Source organism: Actinokineospora baliensis (assembly GCF_016907695.1).
In the GTDB taxonomy this organism is placed as follows: Bacteria; Actinomycetota; Actinomycetes; order Mycobacteriales; family Pseudonocardiaceae; genus Actinokineospora; species Actinokineospora baliensis.
This window is the reverse complement of the sequence record NZ_JAFBCK010000001.1, coordinates 5,447,193-5,462,918: the sequence shown is the minus strand read 5'-3', so window position 1 is coordinate 5,462,918 and position 15,726 is coordinate 5,447,193. Positions and strand designations below refer to the sequence as shown.

12 protein-coding genes are annotated in these 15,726 nt (G+C 70.9%); 8 read left to right on the top strand and 4 right to left on the bottom strand.

Annotated elements, in window-relative coordinates; all coding sequences use genetic code 11:
• Nucleotides 1-24: 24 nt before the first annotated feature.
• On the top strand, nt 25-3,768 hold the full coding sequence (locus JOD54_RS24735; RefSeq protein WP_204453596.1) for an AAA family ATPase: 3,744 nt from the start codon (nt 25-27) through the stop codon (nt 3,766-3,768).
• A gap of 29 nt (nt 3,769-3,797) precedes the next feature.
• Here the strand turns inward: JOD54_RS24735 and JOD54_RS24730 are convergent, their stop codons facing one another.
• The 4 genes from JOD54_RS24730 to JOD54_RS35755 form a co-directional block, all read right to left on the bottom strand.
• A complete protein-coding gene (locus JOD54_RS24730; protein WP_204453594.1) occupies nt 3,798-4,100 on the bottom strand; it encodes a DUF4286 family protein in 303 nt (100 codons plus the stop codon).
• Nucleotides 4,101-4,122: 22 nt separating this feature from the next.
• On the bottom strand, nt 4,123-4,920 hold the full coding sequence (locus JOD54_RS24725; protein WP_204453592.1) for an alpha/beta hydrolase: 798 nt from the start codon (nt 4,918-4,920) through the stop codon (nt 4,123-4,125).
• Nucleotides 4,920-5,747, bottom strand: coding sequence for an alpha/beta fold hydrolase (locus JOD54_RS24720; RefSeq protein ID WP_204453590.1), 828 nt, complete (start codon nt 5,745-5,747; stop codon nt 4,920-4,922). Before JOD54_RS24720 ends, JOD54_RS24725 begins: the two co-directional genes overlap by 1 nt.
• An 84-nt stretch (nt 5,748-5,831) precedes the next feature.
• Entirely contained in the window at nt 5,832-8,231 is a 2,400-nt protein-coding gene (locus tag JOD54_RS35755; protein WP_204453588.1) for a LuxR C-terminal-related transcriptional regulator, read from the bottom strand.
• Nucleotides 8,232-8,333: 102 nt separating this feature from the next.
• Between JOD54_RS35755 and JOD54_RS24710 the strand changes: the two genes are divergently transcribed.
• From JOD54_RS24710 to JOD54_RS24680, 7 genes are all read left to right on the top strand, one after another.
• Nucleotides 8,334-9,272: a helix-turn-helix domain-containing protein gene (locus JOD54_RS24710; protein WP_204453586.1), complete on the top strand. Its 939-nt coding sequence runs from the start codon at nt 8,334-8,336 to the stop codon at nt 9,270-9,272.
• Nucleotides 9,273-9,478: 206 nt separating this feature from the next.
• Entirely contained in the window at nt 9,479-10,342 is an 864-nt protein-coding gene (locus JOD54_RS24705) for a carbohydrate-binding protein (protein WP_204453583.1), read from the top strand.
• 48 nt (nt 10,343-10,390) lie between these two features.
• Nucleotides 10,391-10,633 (top strand): hypothetical protein, encoded by a 243-nt coding sequence (locus tag JOD54_RS24700; protein WP_204453580.1) that lies wholly within the window; start codon nt 10,391-10,393, stop codon nt 10,631-10,633.
• Between the two features lie 5 nt (nt 10,634-10,638).
• Nucleotides 10,639-11,166, top strand: coding sequence for a hypothetical protein (locus JOD54_RS24695; protein ID WP_204453578.1), 528 nt, complete (start codon nt 10,639-10,641; stop codon nt 11,164-11,166).
• Nucleotides 11,167-11,264: 98 nt separating this feature from the next.
• Nucleotides 11,265-12,554, top strand: coding sequence for a serine/threonine-protein kinase (locus JOD54_RS24690; RefSeq protein ID WP_204453576.1), 1,290 nt, complete (start codon nt 11,265-11,267; stop codon nt 12,552-12,554).
• Between the two features lie 761 nt (nt 12,555-13,315).
• Nucleotides 13,316-14,530: an AAA family ATPase gene (locus tag JOD54_RS24685; protein ID WP_204453574.1), complete on the top strand. Its 1,215-nt coding sequence runs from the start codon at nt 13,316-13,318 to the stop codon at nt 14,528-14,530.
• Nucleotides 14,527-15,723 carry a vWA domain-containing protein gene (locus JOD54_RS24680; protein WP_239573496.1) on the top strand — a complete coding sequence of 399 codons (1,197 nt, stop codon included), beginning with the start codon at nt 14,527-14,529 and terminating at the stop codon, nt 15,721-15,723. The genes JOD54_RS24685 and JOD54_RS24680 overlap by 4 nt, the downstream gene beginning before the upstream one ends.
• Nucleotides 15,724-15,726 lie beyond the last annotated feature (3 nt).

The following is a 15,726-nucleotide window of genomic DNA, read 5'->3' as shown; positions in this document are numbered from 1 at the left end:
GAGGTCGGGGGCCTCGCGGGATTCGTGCCCCCCTACGTCCTTCGGCGGCTTTCCGGCAGTGGACTGCCGGACCTCCCCGCTGCCCGTCGGCTGCGCGGCGCGGTCATGGTGGCGGACGTTTCGGGGTTCACCGCGCTCTGCGAACGGTTGGCCGCGCGGGGGCCCGACGGGGTTGATGTGCTCAGCCGCGCGCTGAACCGCTACTACGCCCGGCTCATCGACGTCATCGGCCGCCACGGCGGCGAGGTGGTGAACTTCGCCGGTGACGCCCTGGTGGCACTGTGGGAATCCGGTGCGGGCGATCTCGCCGCCGCCGCCCACAATGCGAAGGCCTGCGCCGCGGAGTTGGCGGCGGGCAAGCCGACCGGCCGGATTCGCCTGGTCACCCGGTTCGGCATCGGCGCCGGGGAGTTGTGCGGGGTCGAGTTGGGTGGTGTCGGGGGGCGCAGGCACTGCGTGCTCGACGGTGCCGCGCTGGCGGCGGCGTCCGTGGCGGGCAGGCTGGCAGGCGTCGGGCGAGTGGGGCTGGCCCCGGAGCTCGCCGAGCTGCCGGATCGACCCGCGGTGTTGCCCGGCGCGGTGGTACCCGCCGAGTTGCCGCCGATCGACGTGCTCCGGCCGTACCTGCCCGCGACCGTGCTCGCCAGGCTGGCGCACGGACAGCGGTCGTGGCTGGCCGAACTGCGCACCGTGACCGCGCTGTTCATGCACGTCCCGGGGTTCGACGCGGTGGCGGACACGCGGCGCGCGCACGAGGTGGTGCGGATCAGCCAGCACCACCTGGGCCGCAGGGACATCGACCTGCTGGACGTCAGTGTCGACGACCACGGCACCTGCCTGGTCGCGGTGGCGGGCCTGCCGCCGTTCGCCCACGGGGAGGACGCTGCCCGCGCGATCGACGCCGCCCGCGCGTTGACCGGGGCCATCACACCGGTCGCCGCCCGGCCGAGCATCGGGATCGCCACCGGGCGGGCGTTCTGCGGGCCGGTCGGCGGCGACCACCGGGCCACCTACACGGTGATCGGGGACGTGATGAACACCGCGGCCCGGCTGATGCAGCACGGGGCGACCGGCGACGGGAGCCTGCTCTGCGACGCCGAGACCGAGCGGGTCGCCCGCTACCGGCACGGGTTCGGCGCGGCGCACGCGCTGCGCGTCAAGGGCAAACGCGACGTCCTGCCGGCCTACGAACCGAACCAGCCGCCGCCCGCGCCGATCGACCGGTCGAACCTGCCGATCGTGGGGCGCCACCGGGCGCGCCGCGCGTTGACCGCCGCCCTGGCGGACGCGGCGGCCGGGACCGCGCGGGTGGTGCTGGTCGAAGGCGAGCCGGGCATCGGCAAGTCACGGCTGCTCGCCGAGTTGCCGTCCATCGCCGCGGCCCGGGGCGCTCGGCTGCTCACGGGCGCGGCGGACCACCTGGAGCGCGGCACGCCCTACCGGGGGTGGCGGTCGGTCTTCGCGGACCTCGCGGCCGCCGCACCCGCCGACTCGGCTCCGCTGCTCAACGGCGTGCTCGACCGCGACGTGCCGGAAACACCCATGACCGCGGCGCTGCGGGGTGAGCGCCGTACGGACGCGGTCCGGCGGCTCCTGGTCGATCTGGTGCGTGCCGCTGCCGCCCGTGGTCCGCTCGTCGTCGCGCTCGACGACGTGCACTGGCTGGATTCGGCGTCGTGGGCGCTGGTGCGGGCGGTGTCGAGCCTGCCGGTGCCGCTGCTGGTGGTGATCGCGGGTCGACCCGTCGAGCGGACGTTGCCCGACCACGCCAGGGTGGCGGCCGCGGCCAGGGTGATCGTGCTCGGTCCACTGGCGGCGCCGGACCTCATCGCCCTGGTCCGCGCCAGGTTGGGCACCCCCGAGGTGCCGCCGCCGCTGGCCGCGTCGATCGCCGAGCGCTCCGGCGGCAACCCGTTGTTGGCCGAGGAGTTGCTTGCCGCGTTGCGGGAGGCGGGTGTGGTGCGGGTCGGGCCCGCCGGGTGGGTGGAGGTCGAAACCCCGGCGCTGGCCGCGCTACCGGTACCGCACACCGTCGAGGGTGTGCTGGGCAGCCGGATCAACGGTCTCGGACCGACCGCCGACCTGGTCCTCAAGGTCGCCAGCGTGCTGGGCCAGGCCTTCGACCGCACCGCGCTGGGCGCCGTGCACCCGGCGCGCGCCGAGCGGGCCGATCTCGACGTCGCGCTGGCCGACCTGGTGCGCCGCGAACTGCTGGTGCCCGCCGGGGCGGACCGGTTCGCGTTCCGGCACGCGCTCACCAGGGACGTGGCCTACCACCGGATGCTCACCCGCCAGCGCCGGGGCCTGCACCGCAGGGTCGCGGGGTGGCTGGAGAACCGCGGGGCGACCGGCGGGGTCGCCGACCACGCGTTGCTCGGCCACCACTGGGACCGGGCAGGCGCGCGCGACCGGGCGAGCGCGCACCTGCGGTTGGCGTCGATCCGCGCGGTCAACGAGGGGATGGGCGCCGAGGCCGTCCACTTCGGACTCCGCGCGGTCGAACTGCTCGGTGTCGCACCGCGCCGCGACGGGGTGGCCGAGGGGATCCGCGTCGCCGAGGCCGCCATCGCCGCGGCGGCGGGCGGCGATCTGGTGCGGCGCCTGGAGGCGTTGCCCGCCTCGACCAACGCCCGCATGACCACTGTGGTCGGTCTGCTGCTGGCCATCGAGCCCGCCGTGTTCATGAACCAGCAGATCGACCTCTACAACCTGATCGGCCTGTGGGCCATGCGGCTCACGCTGCGGTACGGGGCCGACCAGTACACGCCAGGGGTCATCGCGGTCTACGCCGTGCTGGACCAGGTGCCCCTGCGCCGGGCGGAGGCGTTCGCGCTGACCTCGCTCGCCAGGCGGATGGCCGCGCGGGCCGATTCCCCGTTGGTCTCCTACACCGGGTTCGTGCACAGCGTGTTCGTGCACCACTGGCTGCGGCCCATCGCCACCAACCTGCGCTCGATGGCGCGCGACGCCAGGTCCGGGTTCGACCGGGGCGAGGACATGTTGGGCTGCTTCAACATCGCGGGCTACGTCGTGCTGCTGGCGCGGGCGGGCGCGTCGGTGCCGACGGTGCTGGCGGCGGGGCGGCGGGGTGCCGCGCTGGTCGGGGGCCGGGTGACGGCGTCGGCGTTCCACTGCGTGCTGGAGATCCAGGTGGCCCGCGCCCTCGCGGGGGAGACCACCGAGCCCTGGTCGTTGACGGATCCACCGGGGTTCGACGGTGTGGGCGACATCGCGGCCATCGTCGAAACCGACCTGTACAACCAGATCGCCTACTACTGGACGGCCAAGGCGCGGCTGCTCGTCTACTACCGCCGCTACGCCGAGGCCGTGGCGTGCGCGCGCCGAGCCGAGCCGTTGCTGCCCGCGATCACCGGTCAGATCGAGGAATCTGAGTTCACCCTGTGGTACGCGCTCGCGCTGCTGGGCCGAGGACACCAAGGCGACCGCGAAAGTGCCACGGACCTGCTCGCCCGTCTGCGCTCGTGGAGCCAAGACGCCCCAGATCGCCTGGAACACAAAGCCCTCCTGGTCGAAGGCCGACTCGCGGGCCAACCGCGCCAGGCACAGGCGGTCTGGGCGGCCGCCGCCGAGTCCGCGATGCGCGCGGGACACCGCCAACACGCCGCTTTCGCCTGGGAACTAGCGGGCCGGACACCCGCGTCGGTCGGGGACCCGAAGGCCGCCCACTACCTGGACCTGGCGCACGCCTGCTACCGGCGCCTGGGCGCATGGGCCAAGGTGACCGACCTCCAGTCGGTTACGCCCTGAGCTCTGTGTGGGCCGATCCGCGCACGCCGTCAGCCGATTCGGGCGACTATTTCGCCGGTGCTTCGGGTGACGGTGAACGAGCCCGCTGGGAACAGTTCGCCCACTTCCGCGCGCAAGGCGACCGCGGGCCCCGACTCGTAAGCAGCCAGGGCCGCGCGGTCGCTGAAGGCGTACCGCATCTCCAGGGCGCCGTCGGCCAGGGAGAGGACTTCGGCGGAGAGCGCACCGGCCGCGACGACCGCGGCGGCGTGGCCGGTGGTGATCCACTTGAGGTAGTCGTCGCGGACGGCGGGGTCTGGGAAGTCGACTCGGACGGCGTAGATGACGGTCATGCCGACTTTCTACCGCAGGGGGCTACCCGGCGTGCCGCAGAGCCCAGTCGAGGACGTCGTCGGCGATCTGCTGCCAGCCCTCCTGGGCGGGGAGCAGGTGCGCGAAGCCGGGGTAGTCCTTGACCTCGGTGACCGTCTTCGACTTGTAGTGCTTGGCGTTGGAGTGCTGCACCGCGGGCGGCATGATGTGGTCCTCGCCGCCGGAGACGAACAGCAGCGGGGCGCGGTCGTCGTTGTCGTAGTCGACCCAGGTGTCCTGGTGGCCGGGCTGGAAGTTGGCCAGCACGCCGCCCCACACGATGCCGCCGTTGACCGGGATCGCGTACCGCTCGTACAGCGCGCGGGACTCCTCCTCGGTGAAGGTGTTGGTGAACGCGTAGTTCCACTGCTCGAAGTCGATCGGGACCGCCCGGTGCCGGTTGGCCGGGTTCTTGAACACCGGGAACGTGGACTTCAGCTGGCTCAGCGGCACCACCCGCACGCCCTCGGTGGGCGCCGAGTTCAGGGCAACACCGACCGCGCCGATGCCCCGGTCGAGCAGGAGTTGGGTGAACGCGCCGCCCGCGGAGTGGCCGATCAGGATCGGCGGCGCCTCCAGCTCGGCGATCACCGACGCCAGGTGGTCGATGATCTTCGGAACGGTCAGCTCGGCGATCGGGGTCGGGTCGGCCCGCAGCGACTCGACCTCGACCTCCAGGCCGGGGTAGGCGGGGGCGAGGACCTTGAAGCCCTTGCTCTCGTAGTGGCTGATCCAGTGCTCCCAGCTGCGCGGGGTGACCCAGAAACCGTGGATCAGGACGATCGTGTCCGGTGCGGGCATCAGTGGCTCCTGAGGAAGGTGAGCAGGTCGTCGGCGAGCTGCTGCTTGTGGGTGTCGGTGATGCCGTGCGGGGCGCCCGGGTAGACGGTGAGCGTGGCGCCCTTGATCCGCGCGGCCGAGGCCTGGCCGCCGACCGGCAACGGCACGACCTGGTCGTCGTCGCCGTGGATGACCAGGGTGGGGATGTCGAACGCGTCGAGGTCGGCGCGGAAGTCCGTGGCGGAGAACCCGGCGATGCACTCGTAGGCGTTGTGGTGCCCGGCCTGCAGCCCTTGCCGCCAGAACGCGTCGCGGATGCCCTGCGACACGTCGGCGCCGGGCCGGTTCTCGCCGAAGAACGGGCCGTCGGCGAGGTCGCGGTAGAGCTGCGAGCGGTCGGCCAGCGACCCCGCGCGCAACCCGTCGAACACCTCGACCGGCACGCCGCCGGGGTTGTCGTCGGTCTGGAGCATGAACGGCGGGACCGCGGACACCAGGACCGCCTGGGCGACGCGGGCGGTGCCGTGCCTGCCGATGTAGCGGGCCACCTCGCCGCCGCCGGTGGAGAACCCGACGAGGGTGACCTCGCGCAGGTCCAGGGTGTCGATGAGCGTGGCGAGGTCGTCGGCGTAGGTGTCCATGTCGTTGCCGTGCCAGGTCTGGGTGGACCGGCCGTGGCCGCGGCGGTCGTGCGCGATGGCCCGGAAGCCGCCGCTGGCCAGGGCCAACTGCTGCGCCTCCCAGCTGTCGGAGCTCAGCGGCCAGCCGTGGCTGAGCACCACCGGCCTGCCCTCGCCCCAGTCCTTGTAGTAGATCCGCGCGTCGTCGGCGGTCGTCACGTACGGCATGTGAACCGTCCTCTCGATCGGGTCGACCCACCGATCGTCGCGCGGCCGCCGCCGTGGCCGAATCATGCGAAACGCGTAGTCCTCTCAGGTGGCCAGCACGTGCGCCAGCCGCCGCCGGGAGGTCACGCCCAGCTTCCGGAACACCTTCCGCAGGTGGTAGTCGACTGTGCTCGCGCTGATGAACAGCCGCGCCGCGATTTCGGCGTTCGTGGCCCCACCTGCGGCCAACGTGGCGATGTCGAGCTCGCGCGGGGTCAGCCCGGTCGTCTGGTGCGTCGGGGTGTCCCCGGTGGCCGCCAACTCCTGGGCCGTCCGACCGGCGAACGCGTCCGCGCCCATCCGCTCGAACAGCTCCGACGCCAGGCGCAGCTGGTCACGGGCGTCTCGCCTGCGTTTTCGCCTGCGCAGCCACTCGCCGTACAGCAGGTGCGCGCGGGCCAGGTCAGCGCGTGCGGGGGAGTCGGACAGGAGGGCGATCGCGCGGCGGTACAGGGGCTCCGCACTGCCGACCGGCGCCAACAGGGCCTGCGTCCTGGCCAACACGCCCCTCGCCCAGACCGTGCCGGTGGCCGTCAGCCGACTCGCCAGCTTGGCCTGAGCTGATGCCGCCAGCACCCGGTCGCCACTGCGGACAGCGGCTTCCACCAGGTCTGGGAGCCACCTCGTGTGCACGCCCATCGCGTCGGCGTCGACCATCGGCTGCGCGATGGCCCGTGCCCGCGCGTAGTCACCTTGACCGAGGGCCAGCGACGCCTCCTCCATGTCACCGCCTTCAGCACGCCAGGCAGGCAACTCGCCGAGCTGGATCTCGATCGTGGCAGCGCAGTGCAGCGCGGTGTCCAGCCGCCCCAGGGCGCCCGTGCGGTGTGCTGTCTCGATGGCCCTGCCGACCACCGCGCGGTGCAGAGCGGCGTCCCACAGCAGCGCACACAGCGACGCCCCGATCAGGGAGCCGCCCAGCACCTCGTCCGCTGATGTGTCCGGATCCAGCAGCGCCATGACCGCTCGCCGGATGTGCGGCACCGCCTGCTCGTACCCCTCGTCGACCAACACCGCGAACGCCCGCACCAGCAAAGACGTCAACGAATCGTCCGCGGCCACCACCGAGGCGGCCACCTTGGCGATCTCGACGACGGTGGAATCGGCCAGTAGGTGCTCGGCTTGGAGGGCGTTCTCGATCGCGGCCAGTGCCGCCTCGCTGGTCGAATCAGGTGCTCGCGCGGCTTCCAGGCACAGAGCCGCTGCCTCGGCGAAGGCCTGTCGACCACCGAGGGCGACTTTGGCACCGGCTCGTACCAGCAGCGTGCGGTCGTCGGGGAGGCCGTCCAGGAGCGCCATGGCCTGCGTCGGTGCTCCGGCGGTCAAGGCGGCTTTGGCAGCGGCCAGCCGCAGATCGACCCGCGCAGTGTCCGATCTGGTCAACTCGGCCGCTCTGAGCAGGAAACGGGTCCTGGCCGAGTACCCACCGCGCGCGGTCGCCAGGTCGGTCGTGCGCAGCAACTCGGCGGCAACGGCGTCGTCAGGGCCGAGGCAGGCGGCGGCCAGGTGCCACGCCCGCCGATCGGCGTCCATCACCGCCGCCAGCGCGGCGTGGGTCCGTCGACGTTCGACGCCGGTCGCGCTGCCGTAGATCGCTGAGCGGAGCAACGGGCGCTGGAAGCGAGCGGTGGTCCCGAGGGTCACCAGGCGCTCGGTCTCGGCTGGTTCGGGCGCTGTTGGGTCCAGGCCCAGCAGCTTGGCCGCGTCGGTGAGGTACGCCAGGTCACCGCTGGGTTCGGCCGCCGCGAGCAACAGCCACCGCTGGGTGGGCTCGGGCAGCCGGGTTACGTGACGCAGGTGGTGATCGGCCAACCGTCCGCCCAGGGGGAGCGGTTCGGGCAGCGACGCCCGGCCGTTGAGCTGATCCGGCGACAACTCGCGCGCCATCTCCCGCAAAGCCAGCGGGTTGCCCTCAACCGCCCTAACGATCCGTGCCGCCACCTGGTTGTCCACCGAACCCGCCGCGGACCGGAGCATCGCGACACCGTCAGCCTCGGCCAAGCCACGCACCTCGAGCGTGGGCAGACCCGCAACCTCGTCGCGTGTCGCGAGAACCAGCCCGACGCCCTCGGCGTGCAGCCGCCGCCCGACGAACGCCAGCACCTCCAGGGAGTCCTCGTCGAGCCACTGCGCGTCGTCCACGCAGCACAGCACAGGCCCGAGCGAGGCGAACCGCGCCAACACCGCCTGCCCGACGACGAAGCGGTCGGTGCCTGGTGGGAAGTCCACAGCGTCCAACAGTCGGTGGAGTCCCGCGAAAGGGAACCCGACCTCGGCCTTGACCCCGGACAGCCGCAGCGTGCGGGCGTCCGACACGTGGTCGAGCAGGGCCGTCTTGCCGATACCCGGGTCGCCCCGCAACACCAGGACCCCGCCCCGACCGGCCCGGGTCGCCGCCACGATCGCGTCGAGCGCCGAACACTCCTCCTCCCGGCCCCAGAGCACAGCCGAACGGTAAGCGGGAACCGATCACCGGAGGCGGCTGTGCCCGCACGGGCGGCGGCCTGCCGTGCAGAATGTGCGGCGGCACGTGCGGAGGTCGGGGCGATGGCTTATGTGTTCGACACCGCGGACCTCCCGGCTCCGGACCGGGTCGACGCGGTCAACGCGGCGCTGGCGCACGCCTCCGCGCCCTGCCACGTCATCCTCGAGCGCCCCGACGCCGTCGCCGTCCGCATCGGCCTGTGGGACCTAGGCAGCACCAACGTCTTCACCACGCACGCCAACGGGCTCCGCCTGCTGCGCACCGCGAAACAGGCCAAGCGGGACGCCCAGCCGGTCCTGGCGCTGTCGGTCCAGGGACACGCGCCCGGTCGGCACGAGCAGTTCGGCGGGCAACGGGTGATCGCCCCCGGCGACCTGATGGCCGTCGACCTCTCCGCCGCGTACGACTTCTCCTGGTCCGGGCCGGGCGCCGCGGGCTGCCTCCAGATCCCCATCGACCACCTCGGCCTCCCCGTCGACACCGTCCGCCGCGCCATCGCGGACCTGCGGTCAAGCCCCCTCTACCCGCTGGTCACCGCCCACATCACCCACCAGGTCCGCAACGCCGACCGCCTCGCCGCCGACCCCGCGGCGCCCGCGCTCGGCACCGCGAACATCGAACTCGTCCGCGCGTTGGTGCTCTCCGCCGCAGGCAGGCCGGTGCGGGAGAGCACTGTCCTCACCCAGGTCCGCGCCTACGTGCGCCACCACCTCACCGACCACGACCTGACCCCAGCCCGGATCGCCGCCACCCACCACATCTCGGTACGGCAGCTGTACGCGCTGTGCGCCGAGGCGGGCTTCAGCCTCGAGCAGTGGATCATCGAGGAACGCCTAGCTGGCGCCCACGCCGAGCTCACCCACACCGACCACACCATCGCGGCCACCGCCCGCCGCTGGGGCTTCCGCGACCCCACCCACTTCACCCGCCGCTTCCGCACCCGCTACGGCCAAACCCCCCACGACTGGCGCCAGGCGTCTCAACAGCCCCCTCTGCCGTAGCCGTGGCTTTAGGTGGGACAGGTGGTCCGGTTATCTGGGAATCGAATCCTCCCGTTATGTCCGGCATAACAGTATACGGCCAGAAATGCTATTCCTGGCCTGAGCTGGGGTGACTCCAGTTTTCCGCAGGCAATGTCTGCCCGTGTGAGAAATCGGGCCCTAACATCGAGGGTGTTCCTTACCCCTGCAAACTCAAGGAATCCCAGATGCGCCTATTGCCATTATTGTGCGCCGCCGCGCTCGCGATAGCCGTGGGTCCGGCCGCTGTCGCGTCCCCTGGCCCGGCGGCCCACCCCAGCGAGGTCCCCGGTCTGACCGGTGCCGCCGCTACCGCCGCCGCCGGTCCCGCCGCTGACAAGTTCCGACAGTTGCGCGTCGCCAACGCCGCCGCGCAGAAGCACACCTTCTGGGGGCCTGAACCCCAGCTCTCCACCAACGCCGACGGCATGGTCGCCACCCACAGCGTGATCCCCACCCTCCGCCTGAGCAACCGCTCGGACGTCGTCTACGCGCCCACGATGAAACCGACCAGCCACTCCTGCATCGAGGTCGTCACCGCCTACGGCCTCGGCCAGGCCCCGCAGCTGTGGGCGTGGGACTGGTGCAAATCGGTGTCCCCGGCCAAGGTCGTCCCCATCGACACCGCGTTCCTCAGCAAGTACACGACCACGGTGAACGGGCGTCAGGCCTACACGATCCAGGTCCTGCGCACCAACGCGTCCACCAACTCCTGGACCGCGTCGCTCTACAACAACACCACCCGCGCCTGGGACGCCCTGTTCACCCAGAGCGGCTCCGACAAGAGCACCCTCAACGAGGGCTGGGACATCTTCGAGATCTACGCGACCCACAACAACGCCACCGGCAGCGCCTACTACTGCACCGACGCCCGCGGCGCCGTCTTCGAGTCCACCGCCATCCAACTGCGCATCAACGGCCAGTGGACCCCGGCCACAGCCACCAACTCTCCGCTGCGCCCCACCGCGACCCCCCGTCCCGCCGATTACGACTGCCCCACCCTGAAGTTCCAAGCGACTACCCCCAACTCAGCCTGGCGCGTCACCGTCTAGCCAGGACCTGGCGGCGGGGCAGCCCGCCGCCAGGTACAGTCCAGGCTGGTGGACACGCCCAACAGCCCCCTGCGCACCGCGCTCCGCTACCTCGTCCTCGGCGCCCTCATCTGCACCCTCGTCGCAATCGCGGTACCCCTGGGCCTCGCCGTCCTGAGCGCCGTCGGCCTCTCCACCGACCCCCACGGCTACAGCATGTTCGCGGGCATCCTGATCGCGGCCGTCCTGACCCCCGTGGCCCTGGCCCTCAACCTCCTGCACCGATACCTGCGCCGACGCGACAAGCGGTGAGCGGCGTGCCTGGAGCTGATGGCGCCGTGGGTGACCTGGTGTGGAGCGAGGTGTCGGACCTGTTCGTGCCCGACGGGTCGCTGCTGGACGCCTATGTCTTCGACACGACCGTCGGTGACTGGCAGGTGTTCGTCGACCTGGTGCGGTCGCGGGGGTTGTGGTGCCGGTACTCGGAGGACGGCCATCCCAAGCCGCTACCCGAGCAGGTCGAGGCCGCGTTCGAGCGCCAGGCCGAGGTGGGGGTGCTGCTCCAGATCAGGCCCGTTCCCCAGATCCTGGTGAATACCCACTTCTTCACCCCCGACGAGATCGAGGTCGACTTCGCGCCCCAGGAACTCCAGGGCCAAGAGCGCCTGAACACTGTGTGCGCCTTTCTCCGCGCCGTCAGCCGCCGGTTGGGCAAGCCCATGGTGCTCACCCCGGAGAACGGCCCGGACCACCCGTTGATCGGCTACGACGTCGACCTGGACCGCGTCATGCGCATGGCTCCCCGAAGGGCCAACCCCGCGACTTGTCCGATGTGGAGCTGTTGAATGGTCGGTGACGGATCCTCGTCGGCTCTGCTAGGCTTCGCCGCGATGAGTACCTACTCGTGCAGATCGGGGGTCCCGTTCGCCGAAGGTGAGTGCTGATGCACCCTTCGAGCGCGAACGAGAACCTCCGCCTTTCCCTCTGGTCGCACGTGCGTGAGTTCGCCGTGCCCCCGTCCATGATCCAGGTCGCGACCGCCCGCCGGGTGGTGGGTGACTGGGCCGGTGCCTGCGCTGCCGCGCGGGTCGACGTGGATCTGAACCTGAGAACCGTGCGCCGTGATCGTGGCGCGGAGTTCGCAGGCGCGGTCCGCGACGATCTCCGCCATCTGGCGCCTGACCTGCTGCGTTGGCACTACCCACGGGCAGGCCCGGATGGCTTGCTGCGGTCGGGCCTCACAGTGTCGCTGGCCCGATATCGGCCGCCGACCGGCGATCCCGTGCACCTGGTGGCGCGTACGCCGCCCGCGTGGGCGGGTGCTGGTCAGCGGATCAGCCTCGCCCTGTGGTCGCCGTCCACACCGAGGGCGGGTGTGGGCGACCACCCCCATCCGCACCCGGACCGGCGGTTCCGCCTCGACCTGCACCGCCACCTGTGGGATGTGCGCAGGGCGGGTGAGCTGGGGGAGCGGTCCGGTGCGAAGCAGTGGCGCGGAACTCCCCATGCCGTGCACCGGTGGGCAGCTGAGGCGGCATTGGTGCTACGCGCGGACAAACGTGCGGGACAGGCAGTCGCCGTGCGGCTCGGGTCTCGGCGTCGATTGGTGCTGAACCTGTTGCTGGGTAACCGGATTGCAGCGGCCCGAGCAAGGGGCGACACCCGTGCGCACCCGGTTCTCCCGGACGCGGCGACCTGGGTCCTCCCCGACCTCGAATTGCTCCACACCGGACTGATCGATGCCGACCGCCTGCACCCACTCGTCGCTTCCGCGCTCGTACCAGACCATGCTGTGTCGCCAAATCGGGACAACGCGCCGAGTCGCGTCGTCGAGTGTCGTGGTGCCAAGCACCGAATCGGCGTGGTGAACGGTGTGCTGGCGGCGTTGGACCACCGCCCCGACGAGTTGCGCCGCGAGGAGTTGCTCGCGGCGTTGGGCGGTGCGCCGCTGCCCTGCCTCCAAGCGATCGACGAGGCACACCGACACCCAGACGGTCTCGACGACATCCGCGCCCGACTCGACCACGGCGACACCGCCGGAGCTTTCGCCGCCATCGAACACCTACTCGGCCCGGACGCCGCCCTGCGCGACGGCCCACTACGCGACGACCTGGAAAGTGCGGCACGACACCAAGTCCTCCACGGCTGGTACCGCGCCGAGATCGTCGTCCAGGGACCGCTCAAGTCCACTGGAGACAGCAAGAGCAGCCGCAAGCGCCAACCGCGCCCCTGAGCCGATACGGCTCAGTCGAACCACACCTCAAGGCCGACACCCGGCCCTCGACTCAACCACCGGTGATCATCCATGCCCCTTGTCGCCCTCCAGCCCATCCCTATCACTCGCTGTCGTCGCTGATCTCTTCGCCCTGTTGGCTGGTTCGGCCCCCGGGCCGCCACCGACGTCCAGTTGGGCTCCTCGACTTCGACCGTGTCTGCTGAGTCGTTCGCCGCCGCCGATCAGTTCCCTCTCGTCGCATCCGCTGAACCACGCCTCGGCCGATACCCGGCCCCGATTCAGCCACCGGTGATCATCCATGCCCCTTGTCGCCCTCCAGTCCATCCCTACCGCTCGGTGTCGTCGCTGATCTCCTTGCCCCGTTGGCCGGCTCTATCCCCGGGCCGCCCTCGACGTCCAGTTGGGCTCCTCGACCCCGGTCGCGTCTGCTGAATCGTTTGGCTGCCGCCGATCAGTGCCTCTCGTCGCATCCGCTAGACCACGCCTCGGCCGACACCCGGCCCTCGACTCAACCACCGGTGATCATCCATGCCCTTTGTCGCCCTCCAGTCCATCCCTACCGCTCGGTGTCGTCGCTGATCTCCTTGCCCCGTTGGCCGGCTCTAACCCCGGGCCGCCTTCGACGTCCAGTTGGGCTCCTCGCCCCGGCTGCGTCTGCTGAATCGTTTGGCCGCCGCCGATCAGTCCCTCTCGTCGCATCCGCTGAACCACGCCCCGGCCGATACCCGGCCCTCGACTCAACCCCCAGGTGATCACCCATGCCCATTTCCGCTCCGCCCCCGCAGCCACCAGCCCACGCCACACCGCTCGACGTCGCCACCGATCTCCTTGCCCTGCTGGCCGAATCCGCCACCGAGCCGCGGACCGACATCCAGCTGGAAGCCCTGACCCTTGCCGTGTCCGCAGATCTGCCGGTTCTGCTCTGGGGTGAGCCGGGCATCGGCAAGACCGCAGCCCTCACCCAGCTCGCCGATGCCCTCGACCTCCCGCTGACGACCGTGATCGCGAGCGTGCACGAGCCGTCCGACTTCTCCGGTCTCCCCGTCATTGGCGAGGATCCGGCGGTGCAAGGTGTTCCCATGGCTCCACCGGACTGGGCCGTTCGACTAGTCCGGGCAGGCAAGGGGTTGCTGTTCTTGGACGAGCTCTCCACCGCACCACCTGCCGTCCAGGCCGCACTTCTGCGTGTCGTGCTCGAACGTCGGATCGGTGCTTTGACGCTGCCGCCAGGGGTTCGGATCGTGGCCGCCGCCAATCCGCGGGCGTCGGCCGCGGACGGGTGGGAGTTGAGTCCGCCGTTGGCGAACCGGTTCGTTCACCTGCAGTGGAGCTACGACCACGACGTCGTCGTGCGGGGGCTGGGTGGAACGTGGCCCAGGGCGGTGTTGCCGCGGTTGATGCCGGAGAAGTTGACCGACGCCGTCATGTTCGCCCGTCGGGCGGTGTGCGGACTCCTCGTGGCTCGCCCGGCGCTCGTGCACCAGCTGCCCAAGAACGAGGTGCGCCGAGGCGGTGCGTGGCCTTCGCCGCGCAGTTGGGAGATGACGTTGCGCCTCATAGCTTTCGCGGTCGCTTCAGGGACTTCCCGGGACGTGCTGTCGATGGTGGTTCGGGGCACGGTGGGAGACGGACCAGGGCTGGAACTGCTGGCCAGTATGGACCGCATGGACTTGCCGGACCCTGAGGTGCTCCTCGCCGATCCAGCGGTGGCCGTCCTGCCCGAACGCGGCGACCTGCGCCAAGCGGTGCTGGACGGAGTGGTGGAGGCGGTGCGCGCGCGACCGGAACAGTCCCGTTGGGACGCGGCGTGGTCATTGCTGGTGCGTGCCTGGGAAACCGGACCTCCAGACCTCGTGGTCGTCCCAGCTTCCACGCTCGCCGCCTTGCGCCGCGAGGACTGGGAAGTCCCAGCGACGATCGAGCAGTTGGTTGACGTCGTGTCGCTCTCGCAGCGCGTGGGTGCGGGCCGATGAGCATGGACGAGGAGAAGCTGTTCGCCGCCCGGCTGCACGCGGTCCGGAGCAGGCCCTACCTGGCAACCGCCTTGTTCGCCTTGCACGTGGTGGAATCGCGCAGCGTTCCGACAATGGCCGTCGACCGGCATTGGCGCTGCTACGTCTCACCGTCGTTCGTGGACAGAACACCGGTGGAAGAACTGGCGGGGGTCTGGGTGCACGAGGCGTCCCACCTCCTGCGAGACCACCACGCTCGCTGTGACAGGTTCGCGGTGGCGCACGAGCTGACCGGCCCCGGTGAGCGGCTGCGGATGAACATCGCCGCCGACTTCGAGATCAACGACGACGTGTTCGGCGACGGGTTGGCTAAACCAGAAGGAGCTGTGGTCCCGGAGATGCTGCACTTGTCCGAAGGGAAGCTGATGGAGGAGTACCTGCGCCAGTTCCGGCTCGGCCCCTACACCGACGGGTTCACGTGGCTGGACTGCGGGAGCGGTGCCGACGGGATGGACCGGGAATGGGACATGGGCCCCAGCGGCGCGCACGGGCTCACCGCCCAGGAGCAGGACGCCGTGCGGTTCCGGGTGGCGCAGAGCATCACGGGAGCTCCGGGCAACGTCTCAAGAGGATGGCAGCGGTGGGCGGAAGAGGCTTTCCAACCACCGCAACCCTGGCGGGATCTATTGGGCGCGGCGGTCCGCTCCGCGATCTCCACCTCCGGCGCGGGCGAGGACTACACCTACGGTCGACCTTCCCGCCGGTCGGCCAGTCTGCCCGGTGTCGTCCTGCCCAGCCTGCGCCGCAGACCGCCCCGAGTGTGCGTCATTGTGGACACGTCCGGCTCGGTGAGCGACGCCGAACTGGGCAGCGCGATCGTCGAGATCGCCGCGATCACCCGCACTGTGGGCGGCCGCCGAGACCTCATCTCCGCCTTCTCCTGCGACACCGCCGCGCACCTGACCCGCCCACTGTGCCGCGCCGCCGACATCCCGTTCATCGGTGGCGGCGGCACAGACTTGCGCACCGGGTTCGCCGCCGCAGTGCGCACCAGGCCCGATGTGGTCGTCGCACTGACTGACGGTCAAACCCCTTGGCCGCTCTCCAAACCGCTCTGCCGCACGGTTGTCGGCCTGTTCCCGCGCCATCACGAGCCGGACGACTACGTGCCGAGCTCGCCACCCGACTGGGCGCGGGTGGTCACCATTGGCTGATCG

Excerpts from the sequence above, each read along its gene's own strand:
- JOD54_RS24730 (WP_204453594.1), bottom strand. The coding sequence starts at position 4,100 with ATGACCGTCATCTACGCCGTCCGAGTCGACTTCCCAGACCCCGCCGTC.
- JOD54_RS24725 (WP_204453592.1), bottom strand. The coding sequence starts at position 4,920 with ATGCCCGCACCGGACACGATCGTCCTGATCCACGGTTTCTGGGTCACC.
- JOD54_RS24720 (WP_204453590.1), bottom strand. The coding sequence starts at position 5,747 with ATGCCGTACGTGACGACCGCCGACGACGCGCGGATCTACTACAAGGAC.
- JOD54_RS24710 (WP_204453586.1), top strand. The coding sequence starts at position 8,334 with ATGGCTTATGTGTTCGACACCGCGGACCTCCCGGCTCCGGACCGGGTC.
- JOD54_RS24705 (WP_204453583.1), top strand. The coding sequence starts at position 9,479 with ATGCGCCTATTGCCATTATTGTGCGCCGCCGCGCTCGCGATAGCCGTG.
- JOD54_RS24690 (WP_204453576.1), top strand. The coding sequence starts at position 11,265 with ATGCACCCTTCGAGCGCGAACGAGAACCTCCGCCTTTCCCTCTGGTCG.
- JOD54_RS24685 (WP_204453574.1), top strand. The coding sequence starts at position 13,316 with ATGCCCATTTCCGCTCCGCCCCCGCAGCCACCAGCCCACGCCACACCG.
- JOD54_RS24680 (WP_239573496.1), top strand. The coding sequence starts at position 14,527 with ATGAGCATGGACGAGGAGAAGCTGTTCGCCGCCCGGCTGCACGCGGTC.